General features: G+C 34.6%; 14 protein-coding genes and 5 pseudogenes. 9 read left to right on the forward strand and 10 right to left on the reverse strand.

Translation table 11 applies throughout. The annotated features are described in order from the left end of the window. The first annotated feature begins 58 nt into the window (after positions 1-58). Positions 59-1,063 (forward strand): gamma-glutamyl-gamma-aminobutyrate hydrolase family protein, encoded by a 1,005-nt coding sequence (locus MWH06_07640; protein ID UPA55071.1) that lies wholly within the window; start codon positions 59-61, stop codon positions 1,061-1,063. Between the two features lie 75 nt (positions 1,064-1,138). After that, positions 1,139-2,227, forward strand: a complete 1,089-nt coding sequence (locus MWH06_07645; GenBank protein ID UPA55072.1) for an IS481 family transposase — start codon at positions 1,139-1,141, stop codon at positions 2,225-2,227. A gap of 34 nt (positions 2,228-2,261) precedes the next feature. Here MWH06_07645 and MWH06_07650 read toward each other — a convergent pair. Together MWH06_07650 and MWH06_07655 are read right to left on the reverse strand one after the other, a co-directional pair. After that, positions 2,262-2,786, reverse strand: a pseudogene (locus MWH06_07650) (transposase). Between the two features lie 79 nt (positions 2,787-2,865). Continuing rightward, positions 2,866-3,382: pseudogene (locus MWH06_07655) on the reverse strand (transposase). A 173-nt stretch (positions 3,383-3,555) separates the two neighbouring features. Between MWH06_07655 and MWH06_07660 the strand changes: the two are divergent. The 3 genes and pseudogenes from MWH06_07660 to MWH06_07670 all read left to right on the forward strand — a co-directional run bounded on the left by MWH06_07660 (position 3,556) and on the right by MWH06_07670 (position 6,362). Next, on the forward strand, positions 3,556-4,878 hold the full coding sequence (locus MWH06_07660) for a recombinase family protein (GenBank protein ID UPA55073.1): 1,323 nt from the start codon (positions 3,556-3,558) through the stop codon (positions 4,876-4,878). Between the two features lie 233 nt (positions 4,879-5,111). Beyond that, a complete protein-coding gene (locus MWH06_07665; GenBank protein UPA55074.1) occupies positions 5,112-5,966 on the forward strand; it encodes an Rpn family recombination-promoting nuclease/putative transposase in 855 nt (284 codons plus the stop codon). 79 nt (positions 5,967-6,045) lie between these two features. Continuing rightward, positions 6,046-6,362, forward strand: a pseudogene (locus MWH06_07670) (recombinase family protein). 273 nt (positions 6,363-6,635) lie between these two features. Here the strand turns inward: MWH06_07670 and MWH06_07675 are convergent. The 5 genes and pseudogenes from MWH06_07675 to MWH06_07695 form a co-directional block, all read right to left on the reverse strand. Continuing rightward, positions 6,636-7,100, reverse strand: a complete 465-nt coding sequence (locus MWH06_07675) for a hypothetical protein (GenBank protein ID UPA55075.1) — start codon at positions 7,098-7,100, stop codon at positions 6,636-6,638. Positions 7,101-7,114: 14 nt separating this feature from the next. Further along, on the reverse strand, positions 7,115-7,762 hold the full coding sequence (locus tag MWH06_07680) for a hypothetical protein (GenBank protein ID UPA55076.1): 648 nt from the start codon (positions 7,760-7,762) through the stop codon (positions 7,115-7,117). Next, positions 7,738-12,000: a hypothetical protein gene (locus tag MWH06_07685; GenBank protein UPA55077.1), complete on the reverse strand. Its 4,263-nt coding sequence runs from the start codon at positions 11,998-12,000 to the stop codon at positions 7,738-7,740. The genes MWH06_07680 and MWH06_07685 overlap by 25 nt, the downstream gene beginning before the upstream one ends. A gap of 138 nt (positions 12,001-12,138) precedes the next feature. Further along, positions 12,139-13,035, reverse strand: a complete 897-nt coding sequence (locus MWH06_07690; protein ID UPA55078.1) for a hypothetical protein — start codon at positions 13,033-13,035, stop codon at positions 12,139-12,141. A gap of 105 nt (positions 13,036-13,140) precedes the next feature. Further along, a pseudogene (locus tag MWH06_07695) lies at positions 13,141-13,662 on the reverse strand (transposase family protein). 62 nt (positions 13,663-13,724) lie between these two features. Between MWH06_07695 and MWH06_07700 the strand changes: the two are divergent. Further along, positions 13,725-14,539, forward strand: a pseudogene (locus MWH06_07700) (transposase). 36 nt (positions 14,540-14,575) lie between these two features. On the opposite strand, the gene MWH06_07705 reads toward MWH06_07700, so the two are convergent. From MWH06_07705 to MWH06_07715, 3 genes are all read right to left on the reverse strand, one after another. Next, positions 14,576-14,746 carry a hypothetical protein gene (locus tag MWH06_07705; protein ID UPA55079.1) on the reverse strand — a complete coding sequence of 57 codons (171 nt, stop codon included), beginning with the start codon at positions 14,744-14,746 and terminating at the stop codon, positions 14,576-14,578. Positions 14,747-14,933: 187 nt separating this feature from the next. Beyond that, positions 14,934-15,638 carry an ATP-binding cassette domain-containing protein gene (locus MWH06_07710; protein ID UPA55080.1) on the reverse strand — a complete coding sequence of 235 codons (705 nt, stop codon included), beginning with the start codon at positions 15,636-15,638 and terminating at the stop codon, positions 14,934-14,936. Continuing rightward, positions 15,631-16,413, reverse strand: a complete 783-nt coding sequence (locus MWH06_07715) for an ABC transporter permease (GenBank protein ID UPA55081.1) — start codon at positions 16,411-16,413, stop codon at positions 15,631-15,633. Before MWH06_07715 ends, MWH06_07710 begins: the two co-directional genes overlap by 8 nt. A 226-nt stretch (positions 16,414-16,639) precedes the next feature. Here MWH06_07715 and rpmF point away from each other — a divergent pair, with 226 nt between their 5' ends. The 3 genes from rpmF to MWH06_07730 are packed head-to-tail and all read left to right on the forward strand — an operon-like array spanning position 16,640 to position 18,819. Next, positions 16,640-16,822 carry a 50S ribosomal protein L32 gene (gene rpmF, locus MWH06_07720; protein ID UPA55082.1) on the forward strand — a complete coding sequence of 61 codons (183 nt, stop codon included), beginning with the start codon at positions 16,640-16,642 and terminating at the stop codon, positions 16,820-16,822. A 10-nt stretch (positions 16,823-16,832) separates the two neighbouring features. Beyond that, entirely contained in the window at positions 16,833-17,870 is a 1,038-nt protein-coding gene (gene plsX, locus MWH06_07725; protein UPA55083.1) for a phosphate acyltransferase PlsX, read from the forward strand. Next, entirely contained in the window at positions 17,863-18,819 is a 957-nt protein-coding gene (locus tag MWH06_07730; protein ID UPA55084.1) for a ketoacyl-ACP synthase III, read from the forward strand. Before plsX ends, MWH06_07730 begins: the two co-directional genes overlap by 8 nt. Positions 18,820-18,867: the final 48 nt, after the last annotated feature.

Consider the following 18,867-nt stretch of genomic DNA (forward strand, 5'->3'; position numbering starts at 1 on the left):
TGGCAAACTTGCCTTTTTGTTATAAAATACTCTATATCATAATATAAATATTAGGGAGATGGTATATAAATATTATAATAAAGTATTTAAGATCTTATTAACTATAGTTCTATTATTAAGCAATATTACTTATGCTGGCGTTAGTAAAAAACCGGCATCTCAACATGTAACCAGAAAAGAAGAACCAGCGTCAACTGTCTTGACGGCAGAAAATACAGTAAATAATGACGTAGTTGTTGGTTTGTTGAAAACGGAAGAAGCACATGAACTTGGGCTATCTCAAAATATCTATGAGATGTTTAATAACTTTGGGGTTAAGACTGTACTGATTGATTATAATAAGATAATTAGCCTTAAAAAAATTCAGACAGAGTCACTTAATCTCGCAAAACAAGATGAAACATTGGCAAAAAAGCTAACATTAGACCGAATAAAAGTTGAAGTTGCACAATTCATTAAAGAGCACAAAATAAATAGGATATTTATTCCGGATAATTTACATTCAGCACCCACTCCTTATCGCCAGCTTGTTACTGAAGCAATTGTAAAAATAGTTGATGATAACCCTGCAATTCATTTACTTGGCATATGTGAAGGCATAATGAATGCAAAGAGAATTGAAGTAGTGAGTGTTGTGAGTGATGAAGAGAAGCAAAGATCTCATTTAAAATCAACACCTAATCCACAGAAAGAGGATGTACCTCTCCAGCAGATAAAGATCGTTCCAAATAGTCGTTTAGCAGAAGTAGTAGCCAAATTCCTAATACCTAATGAAAATGGCTGGTTTTCAACATATTTTCCAGATGCTCATTCAGGGGCAGTAAGTAATACACCAGAAAATAGAAGAAAATTGGAGTTACTTGGATATAAAGTTGCAGCATTTTCCAGTGAGGGGGTAATAGAGGCTATTGAAGATAAGCATGGTAATGTTCACTTTCAAAGTCATCCAGAAGCCCTTGTTGTGAAGTCAGATAAAAACCTCTATTTATCAAATCACAAGGAACGTCAAGTGTCTACACTAGTTGCTATAGCGATTATGAATGATTTTCTTTATCGTGCTTAATGTGTATTAAATAAGACTTGATCTGACACTTTAAAAAAGTAAGTTATAAAATAATAAAAGAAAGGAGTGTTAGAAATGAGTACAATACAAACAAAAATACTAAAACCAAAGCTAGGGTTATTAGAACTAGCAAAACAACTAGGAAATGTATCTCAAGCATGTAAAGTGATGGGATACTCAAGAGATACATTTTATCGATTTAAGGAGTTATATGAAAATGGAGGAGAGGAAGCATTACATGAAATAAGTAAGAAAAAACCGCTATTAGCGAACAGAGTTTCCGATAATATAGAAAGAACAGTGATTGGTATAGCAACAGAATTTCCAGCATATGGGCAAGAAAGAGCTGCAAATGAACTGAGAAAAAGAGGTATAATAATTTCTCAGGGAGGAGTAAGGTCTGTATGGCTAAGAAATGACCTTGAAACTCTCAAAAAGAGACTTAAAGCACTAGAGACAAAAGTAGCTCAAGACGGAATCATTTTAACTGAAGAACAACTTGCAGCTTTAGAAAAAATGAAAGAACAAAAGGAAGCTCATGGTGAAATTGAGACGCAACATCCAGGTTATTTGGGTTCTCAAGATACCTATTATGTGGGCAATATCAAAGGTATAGGGCGAATTTATCAGCAGACTTTTGTTGACACTTATTCCAGGGTTGCAATGGTTAAACTTTACACGGACAGAACAGCTATTACAGCTGAAGATCTTCTCAATGATAGGGTTATTCCATTTTTTGATGAGCAGAAAATTCCATTATTACGCATTCTAACTGATAGGGGTACGGAATATTGTGGCAAGCCAGAAAATCACGCTTATCAGCTATATTTGGGAATCGAAAATATCGACCATTCTAGAACCAAAGCCAACTCTCCACAAACTAATGGCATATGTGAAAGATTTCATAGAACTATGCAAGATGAGTGTTACAATATTATCTTTAGAAAGAAAATCTACAATTCTTTGGAAGATCTACAGATTGATGTTGATTGTTGGTTGCATTCTTATAATGATACAAGACCTCACTCTGGTAAGTACTGCTATGGAAAAACACCTATGCAGACTTTTCTTGATAGCAAACATATTGCTTTTCAGAAAAATATTAGTAGCATTAAACAAGAGACTGATATTAGTTTTAACTACCTCAATTCTTCTGTCAGTTAATTCTTGTCTGTCAGATTAAGTCTTATCTTTTACACCTTATGCGGAAATCACTAATTCTACCACGGTATGACTTTGACACTGATAAAATTCTTCCTCCTTCTTCGATAATAATCTCAGTTTTCATAGTGTTGGTTCTTTTTTTTCCTGAATATGATTTCTTCCGTTTTTTACTATCTTCTGGTCTCTGTATTTGCTGTTCTGTAACATCAGCCAAAATCTTCAGTATTTTTTCTGGCGTCATACTTCTATCTTTTGTTATAGTCACTTTTTTGGCGAGTAATGGCTCTATTCTCTTAAGTAACCTACATACATTTGCGTTGTGTACATTGAATAGGCATCCTAAAAATCTATGTGTTATGTAAGTGCGATAGTACAAAATTACGCAAAACAACTTATCTTCCAGAGTTGGTAGTTTTGATCTTCTACCATGACACTTTTTCTGTTTTTCCTATCCAGACCTCACTTTTTCCACTACTTTTTCGAACTCCTCTATAGTTAAACCTGTTATATTACGAAAGTTTCTTGGGTATTTTTTCATATTATAGTAACTAAAGCTCATTTTTTTTTCTTACTTGATCTGCTTATTCTTCTTCTACCTCTCTCACATCATTTTTTCAATCACCTTTTTCAGCAGGTCTTATGTTGATTGCGAGGTCTTCCCAAGCATTTGCAACTTCTTTAGGTAGCCTCTCTTTTTTTCTAGGTGGTTATTTACTAATGTCAATTCATCTTTTAATGCAGCCGAGCAACGATAAAGATGTTTCAATTTTTTTAACTCAGGAGCAGGTGGTGTCCAGCGAGTTGGTTCTTGTCTTTGGCAATAATCAGCAATAATTTCTGCATCAGTCTGATCATTTTTTTGTCGTATAAGCTTACTCCTCGCATAAGATTTTATGCAATAAGAACACTAACAAAATGTCCAGCGTTGTGCAGAAACTCAGCCAAAGCTTCGCTATAACAACCAGTAGCCTCCATGCAGGCTTTTACTTCTTCTACATTATGTTTTTGTAGAAAGCTAAGTAGACCTTGAAACCCAGAATCCTCGTTTTTAAAACTCCTTTTTCTAGTTTCATGTCTTCCTTTTTTGCTTATAAATGAGAGAAAAACATCAAAGCGATCTTTCGATACGTCTATGCCTAAAAAGTTGTTGATCATATATACGTTACCATTAAAAATGAAAAGTAAGGCTAGTCTTGTGAATACAGAATTAGAACCATTTAGGTTTTTCTACGATACCGTCCAGCCTGTACTCTTGAGAAGGGAACTCTTATCTACCTCACAGATTCTATATCTAAGACCGCTGACAGAGTTCTTCCCTTCTCCATCTAATGCTTAAGCTTAAAACATTAGATGCTTTTTACAAGATACAAGACTGCGTGGTAGTGTATACGCTCGATAGGTTATCAAGAGAAACAAAGGACTGCATAGAAGTAACGTCATTTTTTAGAAGGCACCGGATAAGTTTTGTAGCAGTAACACAAATATTTGACAATAATACGCCAATGGGGAAGTTTGTACAAACAGTGTTATCAGGAGCAGCGCAACTAGAAAGAGAAATGATAGTAGAGAGAGTAAAAAACAAAATAGCAACATCAAAAGAGCAAGGGTTGTGGATGGGTGGAACTTTGCCACTGGGGTATGATGAAAAAGATAAAGAATTAATAATAAATGAGAAAGAAGTAAAGACGGTGAAACATATATTTGAGAGGTATATGGAGCTAAAATCGATGGCAGGATTAGCAAGGGAGTTAAATAGCCAAGGGTACCGAACGAAAGCAAAATCAGATATCTTTAAAAAAGCGACGGTAAGGAGAATAATAACAAACCCTACATATATGGGTAAGATAAGGCATTATGAGAGGCAATATGAAGGAAAGCATGAAGCAATAATAGAAGAAGAAAAATGGCAAAAAGCGCAAGAGTTGATAAAGGATCAGCCATATAGAAAAGCAAAATATGAGGAAGCGCTGCTTAGGGGAATAATTAAGTGTAAGAGCTGTGAAGTAAACATGACGCTGACCTATGCAAAAAAGGAAAATAAAAGGTATAGATATTACGTATGCAACAATCATTTAGTTGGAAAAAGCTGTGCGTCAAAGAGTCGGAATATAGTAGCAGGAGAAGTAGAAAAAGAAGTAATGAGAAGAGCCGAACGTCTATACAAAAATTGGCAAGAAAAAGCAGAAGAATGGAAAAATTTAAGCCCTGGAAAACAGAAAGAAGTGGTGAAGAAATTAATAGAGGGAGTAATGGTAAAAGAAGATGGAATAGAGGTGCATTCTGAGTCAGAGGAGACATTTATAGCAATGAATTTAAAGAAGAAAGGAAATAAATGCATGGTGGTAGAACCAGAAGGGAAAACGAATAATGCGCTACTGAAAGCAGTGGTAAAAGCCCATCTGTGGAAACGGCAGTTAGAAGAAGGAAAATATAGAAGTGTGAAGGAGCTAAGCGTTAAAATTAAGATAAGCATGAGAAGAATACAGCAAATCTTGAGGTTAAATTATCTGGCTCCAAAGATTAAGGAAGACATAGTAAATGGGAGGCAACCAAGTAATTTGAGGCTAGCTGATTTAAGGGAAATACCGATGCTGTGGGGTGAACAGTTGGAGAAATTTTATGGATTAACGTTTATAAAAGCAACAAAATGAGAGCACTGAAAAAAGGTATTGGCAAAAAAACTTGATTCTGGTCTTTCAAGGCATGTTACAGAGGTGGTTATAAAAAGATATGTTAAAGTAGGGAATGCGATCTCAGCCCATCTCTGACAGTCGTTTTTTTCTTTAACAAGCCCAAAGTTAAAAAAAGAGGATTTAAAAATAAAGAGGTTGAATATTTGAATAGAATAGAGTATAATTATTAATACTTTTGAAGAAAATTTGTTATGGGTTTGTCAAAGTTTTTAGATCCAAAAAATAATTATGCCTTTAGGCGCATCTTCGGTACTGAGAAAAATAAAGATATTCTCATTCATTTTCTCAACGATGTCCTAAACCTAACAGGTGAAGCTAAAATAAAGAATGTGCAGTTCCTAAGCCCCATTCAAAATCCCGACATTACCGCTAAAAAGGAGAGTATTGTCGATGTACTCTGTAGAGATTCTGCAGGTGTTCAATTTATATGCGAGATGCAGGTTGCGAGAACGACTGGCTTTGAAAAACGCGCACAATACTATGCTGCTGGAGCTTATTTTAGCCAAGCTGGCATAGGTGACAAATATCATGAACTTAAAGAAGTTATCTTCATTGCCATCACTGATTTTGTTCTGTTTCCTAAAAAAGCAGCCTACAAATCAGATCACGTTACTCTTGATAAGGTTACTCACGAGCATGACTTGAAGGACTTTAGTTTTACTTTCATAGAACTACCGAAATTTCCAAAGACAAAAGAGGATCAACTAGAAAGCATAGTTGAAAAATGGATATATTTCTTTAAGTATGCAAGTGAGACTAGTGAAGAGGATCTAAAGAAAATAGTAGGAAGTGACGAGATTATTGGCAGAGCTTATAACGAGTTGATAGAGTATAATTGGACTAGGGAAGAACGTGATATATATCGACAAGCTAAGAAAAATGAGGATGATAACGTATCTTGCCTCAACCAGAAATTTAATGAAGGAAAAATTGAAGGAAAAATTGAAGTGGCAAAAAACTTACTTAAGGTTGGAGTATCTGTTGACCTAGTAGCTGAATCTACAGGTCTTCCTAAAGATGAAATTGAACAACTCAAGAAGAAATAGTCTCATAGACCACCAATTTCTTTCTGCTATTACTAGCGGTGAAAAGTTTACCTATAGGGGTGTGTCCTGAGTCAGAGAAAAATTTATACCAATGTAGTTAAAAAAGAAAGCAACGAAGTGCACAGCCAGAAGGGAAATGCGCTACTGAAAGCAGTGGTAAGGGCTCATCTGTGGAAACGTCAACTGGAGGCAGGAAAATATAGAAGTGTGAAGGAGCTGAGCACTAAAATTAAGATAAGCATGAGAAGAATACAGCAAATCTTGAGATTAAATTATCTGGCTCCAAAGATTAAGGAAGACATAGTAAATGGGAGGCAACCAAGTAATTTGAGGTTAGTTGATTTAAGGGAAATAACGATGCTGTGGAGTGAACAGTTGGAGAAGTTCTACGGTTAAATTACGCACATTAAATACAACAAATTTTAATAGAGATTATGAAAAAGATAGGGAAAGCTATTGCTAGAAAATTCAAAAATTGGAAGACCACTGCTCCAAAAGAAACTGCTACACAAGAGCCAAAAATTTCTAGCAGAGAAGAATTCTGTAATTTCGCACTTCAGCAATGTACGACTTCCTCGCTTTTCACAAGATCTACAATAGCTCTTGCAACTCTTAACCAGAGTGATTTTAGGTAGGTTATTGAGAACCTTGATCTTTTAAGTTCTTACTTTACCCACCCAACTTAACCCCTGCTTGAACTCTATCTAAACTTTCAATATCTGGAGAAGCTATTAAACTTGCAGGAAATGGGCCTTGTGATGCTTTCTTATAATCTTCCGATAATTTTTGAATATGGCAAGTGTTAAGCAAAGCTTTTGGTAAATCACCAGGCTGCTGAGATATACAGTAATTACGACCATTTAATCCTGCTCTCAATATCCTCAAATATTCATAAATATATTTTTCTGCAACCTCTTTATGTACACCTTTACCTAATCTTGCAGTTTCTTCTTCCGCTCTTCTAATACTACTATCGCCAAAGAACCCAAGTGCCTTTTCTGACATGCTATTTTGATTATCTCCACTATGAGCTGTGTAATCCGCCGCAACAGCTAACCCTCTCATTATTACATTAAGCGTTGAAAACATAGTTGTTCCAGTATTGAATTGATCACCACGAATTCCAGTGCTCATAGGGTTATGTTTCTTTAGATGGTTGAATGCTTCTTTTGTAGTTGAGTTTCTTGAGAAAAATCGTTTCGCAATATCTTGTAATATATTTTTTGCTCATTGTTAGTAGTATCAGAAGTGTTATTGTTAACGAACAGCTCTATTGGATTAACTATACCAAATGTTAAAGAGCTTATAAGCTCAAGATCCTTGCTAAAAGCGTTAGCGTGATGACTGAACTTTGTAAATACAATTAATACACACAATTGAGCTGTATTCGTTAACACATTATCAATGTTGTCTCTTATAAAACTCTCATCCTTATTTAATAAACTTTGATAAAATTTATAGATTTTGCCTGCACCATCTTTTGAACTATTGCTACTCTTATCAAATATATCAAGTGCTATTTTGAGATTTCCATCATTAGCAAGTGGTGCCACGATATTAGTAAAGAGTTCTAAGAAAAGAGGGGAGTTGATATACTCCATCTTGAGATCAAGATCCTTTTCATTTAGCTTTGGCAAGAATTCAGTAAGTACCATACCTAGCCACATAATCCTTCTTACATCATAATTCTTATTAATACTTTCAAATACTTTCAATCTTCTGCAAATATCCGTTAGTCTTGCATCATCGGATAACTCAGTTTTTTCACCTTCTAATTGATTTTTTTCTCCTGCCATTCTTCTATCTTTTTCTTCTCATCTGCAAATTCATCAAAATACGTGAGCAAACTTTCAACATCACCAAGATTGCACTGCAGCGCTTTATCGGCAAGATCTGTATCTTTGAGACCCTTAATTTTATGATTTATTGTATTATACAACTTCTCAAATTTAGTTCTACCTTCTTCTGTACCTTTCGGGCACACTGAAGTCTTACTGGCCTTCTCCATATAATTTAATAGCTGTTCAAATATGTCTTGAGCTAATTTATTATTTTGCTCTTCACTTTTGCCTGCAGCGTATAGACCATTAATTTGACTTTTTATCTTATCTTTATCAGTACTACCCATTAACTTACCGCTGTGCAAACTTTCTGTTATCTGTCTCATTCTGTCTTTCAATGATTTCTGACCATCTTCTGAAAAATTTCCTATAATACCCTTTCTCAGACCTACTAAAATCTTTTTAATTTCAGCTAATTGTTGGTGTTTATAAACAATTTCTTCTAATTCCTTTCTTAGAGAATTCATATTATTTTCTAATTCTGTTATGCCGATTGTACTACTATTGAGCTCATTAAACATATCCACATCCTTTTTGTTTTTACCCAAACGACTTTGCACTTCTTTTAACTCTGATTCAATGTATTTAAGTTGTTTTGTTTTTGTTCTCTCTTTGTATTCTTTTGTTATTTCCCTGTGTTCCACATTACCTTTGATTGCCTTTATTTCTATGAATTGATGCATTTTATTATACTGCTTTTGAAGATCTATCTTTTCTTTCTTGAAATCTTCCATTTCGCTCTCCTGTTTATCATGTACCTTCTGTAAAGCTGCTTCTTCCTTTTGAATCTTATTTTCTTCCCTGATAAGGCCAACTCTTTCTTTGAAAGTAAGCTTATCTTCTTTCTTTAAAACTTCTTCCACTTGTGACTTGTCAAGGGTAAATCTCCAATACCACAAACGTAATACTAAAGTACAAAATTTGATGATAATAACCTTTAAAAAATTACCTTCTATCTTCAGTTTGTTACTAACCTTATCTTTTTCTTCTTGTTTACGCGTGATGTTACGTGAAGAGTTCTCATGTTTTTCCAACGGATCACCTATTTTGTTTTCAAGAATTTTAATTCCAAGCTCAATTTCACAATCACCTACTACTATTCCTTTTTGATCAAGTTGTTTTTTCAAAGTAGAAGTTGCAGACTTTAAAACCTGATAAAAGCATTCATTTGCTTCAACACTGTACCCACTACGGTTATAAATTTCTTTACGCACACCTAAAATACACTCAAAAGTACCTTTAATCAGTGCATCGTATACTTCCTCATTAATAAACTTAATTTCTTCCTTAGTTCCTGCAACCTCTTTTTTTGGATACTTAGAATCAACAACTTTCTCGATCTCTTTAACTATCCTTTCAGCGTACTTCTTCGTATCAGTTTTATGCTTCACTTCCTTAAGAGAGTCAAAGGGATCACTATCTATTAGCTGACCCTTTACTTTATCAGGACTCTTGACCTTTGCAAAATCAACATAAGATAACGATATAATAGGCCCATTCTTCCTACCTCCCCTACCTACGCACTGCTTCTTATTTTCTATATTATCCTCCACCGTCTCTCTCATAAGAACGTTATGCAGTACTTGATTATTATAACCCGATTTCCTTTCCCAATTGAAATAATACCCAACAAGGCCTACCTTTGATAATTTATCGCCAGCGCATTCATCTTTACCCTTAGCCTCGTAGACAGATAACTTTTCACAAACTTTTCGTAATCTCCTTAACGGATACTTTTCATCACTTTCAAACTCTGTTGTAATTTTTCTAAATGCAGTAATTAAGTCTTGCCCCTTTTCTTTTGCCTTTTCTTCTTTACCATTATATGTAGTTTGACAAGCATTCTTATTCTCTTCTGTTTCCTTCTTTTTGTCCCATAAACCTCCCAGTTTTCCTTCAGCTTCTCGTAACTCTTTTCTCATCTCCTCAATTTTATTTCGATCCGCACCTTTCGCTTTTTCTATCCCCTTTTTTAACTCTTTTATTCTTCTTTCACATGCGTTATGTTTTCTCTCTGCTTCCTCAAACTCCCCCTTAGCTGGCTTCAGTGTTTCTCTCTTATATTTATCTGCATCATCCTTTGCTTTTTCATACTCTTGATACAGTGTGTTACACTTCCATTCTATTTTCGCCAACATTCCACCTGTTTCATAGTGCTCTTTGAGGTATCTAAAAAAAGCACTTCTATTTTTCTCAAGAATATCTAGAATATCTTTATTGAATATGGAACCCAAGTCAGGTGGCATCATTCCGTGAATTTCTTTGCTGAGATTATGATTGTCTAGCAATTCATTTAGCCTGTCCTTATTGCTATCGTCCTTTAATACCTCCCATACAGTTTTCATTGCTGATCTTATATCGCATTCATATAAACAATTGTCAATATTTAGACCTTTAACATATTCCTCTATCTTTTTATGAGCTTCCTGATCATTAAGTTTTGCGATAGCCTTTTTAACTTTTTCTCTAAATAATTCTATATTTGAGAACCGTTGATTATCGAGCTCACTCAGCCTATCTTCGAATTTATCTTTATCTAGTTTATCCTGTGTTATGCACGATATGACATTGTTAATAATCCCATGCTCTACAGCAAATGTACCACTATCAACAATGCTACCCTTACAGTCAAAGCCTATGAGAACTTTATCAATTGCTTCTTCATTCTCTTTACCAAATTGACCTAAAAGTTTTTCCTTTACTGTACTGGTTGAATCACCTAACTTACTCTTGTCAAGAAATTCCCCCATCTCTGAACTTTTTTTCTCTTTCCACAAACACTCCTTCAACTGCTTCTGAGCTTGATCAGAATCCATGCAAGCAAGAGTCATTCTATTGCGTACACTCTGCATATTCCATATGATGCACTTCCTTATCTCTTCCTCTATATTAGAACTGTCCTTCTTGGGATTGTAATAATATTCATCATCTTCAGGTCGTCTTTCCAATAATTCCTTATTATGGTATTCTACATACTTGCTAACAAAACCACTATCTTCTACATTATTACTAACTTTAACATCAATCCTCGCGCCAATACCCAACTTAATTTTTTGCTGCAACGATTGACTTTCAATATGCGCTCTTCCCTTTTTTTCTTCCTCTTTTATGTAGCCCTTCATCCAAACAGGAGGAGTTGCCGTTGTTATTACCAGGTTTATTTTTTTCCAATGTGCAAGCAATAGCAAAAGCTGGGTTGTTTTATAATATGCTTCTCCCTTGTCAACCATATCCTGCACTTCATCAAGCATTAAAAGTAAATTGCGGTCATTAAAAATACTTTCTTTGTATTCCTTGCCCCCAATCGTATAGTAATCTTTATAGATCGTGATATTTCCACCAATTGTTATTTCTTTGTTTTTTAAATCTACCTTAAATTCCTCATCTTCCGCCTTTTCATCTTTCAGCAGCTTGGAAAATTTACTAAAATCTAATATTTCATTTGAGCTATTAAAGAAAGCCTCTAGACTTACCACATTGTGTTTGTATTCTTTTTTGTAAGAATTATCATAGTTAATATCACCTAGTTTTGATACGGCTCCTTTTTGCTCTTCATATTCTTGCCCTACCAAGTCAGCACGGGGATTAACCGATACAACATCCATTCCACGTAATTTTGCTACAAGAGCAAACATGAGTTTTGTTATGGTTTTACCAGATCCTGTTGCTGTTGCAATTAATGCTAAATTCTTATCAAAACCATCTTCTAGTGCACTTACTTGTGATTTATATGGTAACTTTTCATTATCTCCACCTATGGTAAATTCTTCTCCATCTTTACCAAACTTTACTCCAAATTTATATTCTTCTTTGCCATCCACCTCCTTCCTGTGTGCAAACAACCGCACTTTCTTAAGTGTATTTAACGCAGCTAATTCTTCATTTTGTTTCTTATCTTGAGTTTGAACTTGTTTAATTTTAATATCTGTAAATTTAATGTTGTATACATCATCTTTTTCACCAGATTCTATTTTAATTTCAGCATCTACTTCATCAGTGTTGACATTGACATTATCCAGAGGCTGAGATCCCTTTATTTTTTCTTCAATCTTCTCTAAAATCCCTTTAATAGTGCTATTACTACTCGCACCACTTAGAAATTCAACAGAGTGTTTTATTTGTGTTGTATCTTTCATTATTTTCTGCTCTGCAGTTTCTACTTTTACACTTTCTTCAAAACTTGTTGTTGTCACCCCTATCCCGGTCATACTATCTCCAGATTAATACTTTTTTATGTTATACATAACATTTACGTCTTCGCAACTCTAATTCTGTGTGCAAGGCCTTACTGTCACTTCAATAACTACGGAGTTGAAAATGCAGCAGAAAAACTAGATGACGTAAGGTAAGTCCCCTAAAGCTTTCAGTACCTCTGTTTCATTTAACGACTCACTTGGTTTATTTTTTTTGTCCACAGGCGTGGAAGGTAAGATGTAAGGTAAGTCTCCTAAAGCTTTAAGCACTTCTGCTCCACTTAATTGCTCACTTGGTTCACTTTCTTTTGAAGAAAAACGTTTGGTTACTTTATTTACCACAAATGCAGTGAAGGTTTCTAATTTTTTAATTGCAGACAGGGTAATAAGTTCAGCAGTAAAAATTTCTATTGGGAATACTATTGCTCCTATTGCTGTGCTTGCTAAAGCTATCGACCACATTCCAAGCATGACATTAGGGAAAATAGCACTAACAGCAGCACCAAGACCAATTCCAACTGCTGTACCGATTACTGTCACAATACCTAATTTTATGAAAAATGTTTTACTATTTTGAAAGATTCCATCGAAGGCTTTGTCTTCCTCATTAGAATTATACGATAAAACTGCAAATGAGAACAAAATTGTAGACAGTGCTGGATATATAAAACCAATCGTTCCTCCCATAATCAAAGGTGACGAACTAATAAAGTTCAACACAAAGTCAGCAATGTGCCCTATTAAAATTATTCCACAAACAATAATAGGCGGAACAATTATCTTTTTGATCGAAGGTGATGAGCTGGTTTGCCTATCAATGACAATAGCTCCAATTAAGCCTAGCGCAAGACAAGCCAAAGCTACCTTTAGGCCTACTAAGCTTAGTACAAAACCAGCAGCAACTTCCATAAAACTTAGTACAAAACTAATAATCATCCCTATTAATTTTATTAAATTTAGCACAAGACTGGCAATACCTCCTGTTATACCACCAATTATTGCAAGAGCTATAACCTTATCCCTAATGTCTTTCATTACACTGCTTCATTTAATACTTGTACAGTATATTATATAACATAAGACCTGCTGCGAATCAAGCGATAAAAAAAAGGAAAGGAGGGTGACTAAAATCAAGGTTAACTAAAAGGCGTGCTTAAGATTTACAATACCAGCAATAATATTGAACCTCAGGTTATATTTTTTCTGAAAATTGCGATAAACATTCGACATAATCTTAAATATCTTTATCTCTCGGATCTTGTTTTCTACTCTCATTCTAAATGATGCTAATCTTCTATTATGCTTTGGAGTTAATGGCTTTTTACGATACTTTTTATATGGAATTATAACATTGCTTTGCAATTTTTGCCAACCTTGATATCCAGAATCGGCATGTTTTATGCTATCAAGTGGTAAATATTTTTCTTGTTTCCTTATGCGGAAATCACTAATTCTACCACGGTATGACTTTGACACTGATAAAATTCTTCCTCCTTCTTCGATAATAATCTCAGTTTTCATAGTGTTGGTTCTTTTTTTTCCTGAATATGATTTCTTCCGTTTTTTACTATCTTCTGGTCTCTGTATTTGCTGTTCTGTAACATCAGCCAAAATCTTCAGTATTTTTTCTGGCGTCATACTTCTATAGACCTGCTGAGAAAGGTGATTGAAAAAATGATGTGAGAGAGGTAGAAGAAGAATAAGCAGATCAAGTAAGGAAAAAAATGAGCTTTAGTTACTATAATATGAAAAAATACCCAAGAAACTTTCGTAATATAACAGGTTTAACTATAGAGGAGTTCGAAAAAGTAGTGGAAAAAGTGAGGTCTGGATGCGAAAAACAGAAAAAGTGTCATGGTAGAAGATCAAAACTACCAACTCTGGAAGATAAGTTGTTTTGCGTAATTTTGTACTATCGCACTTACATAACACATAGATTTTTAGGATGCCTATTCAATGTACACAACGCAAATGTATGTAGGTTACTTAAGAGAATAGAGCCATTACTCGCCAAAAAAGTGACTATAACAAAAGATAGAAGTATGACGCCAGAAAAAATACTGAAGATTTTGGCTGATGTTACAGAACAGCAAATACAGAGACCAGAAGATAGTAAAAAACGGAAGAAATCATATTCAGGAAAAAAAGAACCAACACTATGAAAACTGAGATTATTATCGAAGAAGGAGGAAGAATTTTATCAGTGTCAAAGTCATACCGTGGTAGAATTAGTGATTTCCGCATAAGGAAACAAGAAAAATATTTACCACTTGATAGCATAAAACATGCCGATTCTGGATATCAAGGTTGGCAAAAATTGCAAAGCAATGTTATAATTCCATATAAAAAGTATCGTAAAAAGCCATTAACTCCAGAGCATAATAGAAGATTAGCATCATTTAGAATGAGAGTAGAAAACAAGATCCGAGAGATAAAGATATTTAAGATTATGTCGAATGTTTATCGCAATTTTCAGAAAAAATATAACCTGAGGTTCAATATTATTGCTGGTATTGTAAATCTTAAGCACGCCTTTTAGTTAACCTTGATTTTAGTCACCCTCCTTTCCTTTTTTTTATCGCTTGATTCGCAGCAGGTCTTTATCTTCCAGAGTTGGTAGTTTTGATCTTCTACCATGACACTTTTTCTGTTTTTCCCATCCAGACCTCACTTTTTCCACTACTTTTTCGAACTCCTCTATAGTTAAACCTGTTATATTACGAAAGTTTCTTGGGTGTTTTTTCATATTATAGTAACTAAAGCTCATTTTTTTTCCTTACTTGATCTGCTTATTCTTCTTCTACCTCTCTCACATCATTTTTTCAATCACCTTTTGCAGCAGGTCTAATAGAGCTTTTGAATATAGCTAATACAAACAATTTCTGTCATCTTATATAGGACCCAGTTTGAAAAAATCCGAATTCCAATGTCTGCTACCTTATATAACGAATGAATTTCTTTATATATTCGTTATTAGTATTTTGTATTTCCTGAATAGTTCCATGGGAAATGATTTCCCCTTCATATAATACTGCTATTTTGTCAGCTATTTTAAATGCGCTATGAATATCATGTGTAATCGTGATAATTGTAGGGTTAAAGTCTTTAGATAATTTTATTATTATCTCGTTTACTATATCTGACATAATTGGGTCCAATCCTGAAGTTGGTTCATCCAAAATAATGATTTCTGGATTGTGTGCAATCGCCCTTGCAAGTGCCACTCTTTTTTTCATTCCACCTGATAGCTCTATTGGAAACATATCTGCTATGTTTTCCTCCAGTCCAACATCATTCAACTTCTCAATTGCTAGCTGTTTTGCCTCCTTTTTGCTGATATTAAAGCGCTTTTTATAATTAAAAGATATATTTTCCCACACTGTAACGTAGTCAAGTAAAGCGGAATTTTGAAATAAACCCCCAAATTTATTTTTGCTTTTGCTATTTATTTTAACAGACCCTGAGTCTGGAGCAAGCAAGCCAATAATTGTTTTTGTTAGTACAGATTTGCCACTTCCTGAGCCGCCAAGTATGACTAATGATTCCCCTTTTAATATATCAAAACTTAGATCTTTTAGTACTGTCCTATCATCAAAAGATAAGCTTAAGTTCAATATTGATATTATGGGGTTACGCATGTATCAAAGTAATCATGTAGTTTGCTAAAATGATCAGTATGGACGATAAAACAACAGTTGATGTTGTAGCAACACCTACTCCTCGTGCACCTTCTTTGCAATGGTAACCGTAATAGCAACTTGAAACAGAAATTATGGCGCCAAAAGCAATTGCTTTTATTAGCCCAACAATAAAATCGTACATATTAAAGAACTGAGTTGTGTATTTAATGTATATATTTAGATTGTGGTTAAATTCGAAGACTGCAGTGACATACCCTCCAAATATTCCTATTAGATCTGCACATACTATAAGTATGGGAAATACTATGATTGACGCTAAAATCCTTGGTGCAATTAAATATTTGAAAGGATTGATGTTCAAAGTTGTAAGGGCATCTATTTGCTCGGTGATGCGCATTGTACCAATTTCTGCTGCAACTGATGATCCAATCTTTCCTACCATTATTAAGCTGATCAAAACTGGTCCTAACTCTTTAATGATAGTGATCGTAACAAGTTTGGGTATTATCTGTTCTTGGTTAATTAATGGGTCACTCAAGCTACTTTGTAAAACTATCGCCGCTCCTATAAAAACTCCAGTGAGCCCAACAATTGGCAGAGAGAAAAAGCCTATCTCTATAATTTGTCTTGCTACGTTGCTAAAATAATATGGTGGTACGAAGCAGTGGTATAGAGATTGAATAAAAAATATGAATGCACTACCAAGCCTTAACAAAAAATTGATAAAGTACCTACCAATTATTCTAACACTATTTATATCAAAAAAGCTCACTTTGTATTCATTTTAGCTAGAGTTACTGATTTTATTAAAATTTTTATTAACTTTATCGCAAAGTATAGCTGAGATATGTTTTAAGTTCAATATACTTGATGTTTTAATTTAAAATCCATAGGACTCAATTACATAAGCAAACCTTACTTATTTTACTATCCCTGTTTACTTCTTGTAAAAAACATGTTACTAATGTATTGTATTTTGTAGTAAAATGGAGGAAATTTTGGCAGTTCCAAAAAGAAAAAAATCAAAGTCAAGGCGTGATATGCATCGTTCTCATCATGTTATTAAGCCTAAGAATGTTGTGGTATGTTCAACAACTGGGGAATTCATGTTGCCTCACAATGTAGCGGTCGATGGCAGTTACAAAGGAAAACGGGTTTTTATTAAGCAACAGGCAGAATGACTATTATGGTATGTTACCTACGGTCAATAATCACATAGTTATTGCACTTGACGCTATGGGGGGCGATTTTGCACCTCTTTCCATAATTCAGGGTGCTGGTTTTTTTTTGGATAATCTTGTTGACCCAGGAATTAAAGTTTTTTTTCATATTTATGGAGATAAGGAAGAAGTATCTCCTTTGCTTTTGAAATATAAAAAAGTAAGTAACAATTCTGAATTTACTCATTGTTCTGACAATGTCCTTGCAAATGATAAGCCATCTTTTGCGCTGAGACATCGTAAAGACTCAAGTATGAAAGCTGCAATTGTTGCAGTGAAAGAAGGTAAAGCTTTCGGAGTGGTATCTTCAGGCAACACCGGGGCGTTGATGGCAATTTCCAGATTTATTTTAGGAACATTACCAAATATTTATCGTCCTGCTATTGTCTCTATCTGTCCAACTAAGACAAAAAGCTTCGCTTTGCTTGACCTTGGTGCAAATGTCGATTGTAATGCCGATTTGTTATTCCAATTTGCATTAATGGGAAGCATATTTGCAAAAGTAGCGCTAAAAATTGACAATCCTGAGGTTGCTTTGCTCAATATCGGCACAGAAGAAGTTAAAGGCACTGACTCAGTACGCGGCGCTTTTGAGTTGCTTAAAAACGCTCCAGGCATTAATTTCAAAGGGTATATAGAGGCAAGTGAATTTTTAGAGGGTAATATAGATGTGATTGTTGCTGATGGTTTTGTTGGCAATGTAATGCTCAAAACAGCTGAGGCAACCGCTAGTACTTTTATCAATCTAATAAAGCAGGAAGTACTGAGCTCATGGGCAACAAAGATGCTTGTTGGTATATTGTTAAAATCTAAACTAAATAAAGCATTAACGCGTTTTAATCCCAAAATTAGAAGTGGAGCTATGTTTTTAGGGCTGAATGGTATCATCATTAAAAGTCATGGAAATTCTGATGCTATTTCTTTTGCTCATGCTATAAAATTTGCAGTAAATGCAATTAGTGAAAATTTAAATCAAAAGATAATTAACGGGGTAAGTCATATTGAATAAAAGTTTCATATTAAGCACTGGATCTTACCTACCAAGAAAAACGTTGAGTAACAACGAAATTGCATCGATAGTTGAGACAAGCGATGAATGGATAAGGCAGAGAACAGGAATAGTTCAAAGGCATATAGCAGATGAAGGAGAATTAACGTCAGATCTAGCTGTAAATGCAGCAAAAAGTGCTATAGAAAAAGCTAAAATTTCAGTGGGTGAAATTGACTTGATTATAGTTGCCACAACAACTCCTGATAAAACTTTTCCTAGCTGTGCAACGATTGTACAAAGTAAGTTAAAATGTAAAAACGCATTTTCTTTTGATGTACAAGCAGCATGCTCTGGTTTTATATATGCAGTTACAGTTGCTGATTCGCTCATAAAATCTAACAATAAAATTAAATATGCGCTCGTTATTGGTGCTGAAATAATGTCTAGGATTGTTGACTGGGAAGATAGGTCAACTTGTGTACTCTTTGGTGATGGTGCTGGTGCAGTGATAATAAAATCGGAAATGGGTAGCAGCGGCATCATATCAACGAACTTACACTCTGATGGCAATGTGAACATATTATGTACGAACGGAGGGGTATCCTCTACTGATGATTCTGGAAAAATATGCATGAATGGAAGAGAAGTGTTTAAACATGCAGTGGATAAGTTAACAGCCTCAGTAGAGGGAACACTAAGATGCAATAATTTGAAAATCACTGATATTGACTGGTTAATTCCCCATCAAGCAAACATTCGTATTATTGAAGCAGTAGTAAAGAAATTAGATTTTCCTATAGAGAAAGTGATTAATACCGTTGATAAGCATGCAAACACCTCAGCAGCGTCAATTCCACTGGCTTTAGACTATGCAATACAAGAATCAAAAATAAAATCAGGAAATCTGGTACTGCTGATTGCAATAGGTGCAGGCCTGACTTGGGGTTCCGTGTTGCTGCGCTATTAGACTTCCTGCATTATACCTGTAATGGTCTTACTCCTTTTGAATTTATAT

It is taken from the genome of Wolbachia pipientis (assembly GCA_023052945.1).
Classification (GTDB): Bacteria; Pseudomonadota; Alphaproteobacteria; order Rickettsiales; family Anaplasmataceae; genus Wolbachia.

Bases quoted from the DNA above. Each gene is read 5' to 3' on its own strand.
- MWH06_07640 (UPA55071.1), top strand. From the start codon at position 59: ATGGTATATAAATATTATAATAAAGTATTTAAGATCTTATTAACTATA.
- MWH06_07645 (UPA55072.1), top strand. From the start codon at position 1,139: ATGAGTACAATACAAACAAAAATACTAAAACCAAAGCTAGGGTTATTA.
- MWH06_07660 (UPA55073.1), top strand. From the start codon at position 3,556: ATGCTTAAGCTTAAAACATTAGATGCTTTTTACAAGATACAAGACTGC.
- MWH06_07665 (UPA55074.1), top strand. From the start codon at position 5,112: ATGGGTTTGTCAAAGTTTTTAGATCCAAAAAATAATTATGCCTTTAGG.
- MWH06_07675 (UPA55075.1), bottom strand. From the start codon at position 7,100: ATGAGCACTGGAATTCGTGGTGATCAATTCAATACTGGAACAACTATG.
- MWH06_07680 (UPA55076.1), bottom strand. From the start codon at position 7,762: ATGGCAGGAGAAAAAAATCAATTAGAAGGTGAAAAAACTGAGTTATCC.
- MWH06_07690 (UPA55078.1), bottom strand. From the start codon at position 13,035: ATGAAAGACATTAGGGATAAGGTTATAGCTCTTGCAATAATTGGTGGT.
- MWH06_07705 (UPA55079.1), bottom strand. From the start codon at position 14,746: ATGAAAAAACACCCAAGAAACTTTCGTAATATAACAGGTTTAACTATA.
- MWH06_07710 (UPA55080.1), bottom strand. From the start codon at position 15,638: ATGCGTAACCCCATAATATCAATATTGAACTTAAGCTTATCTTTTGAT.
- plsX (UPA55083.1), top strand. From the start codon at position 16,833: ATGTTACCTACGGTCAATAATCACATAGTTATTGCACTTGACGCTATG.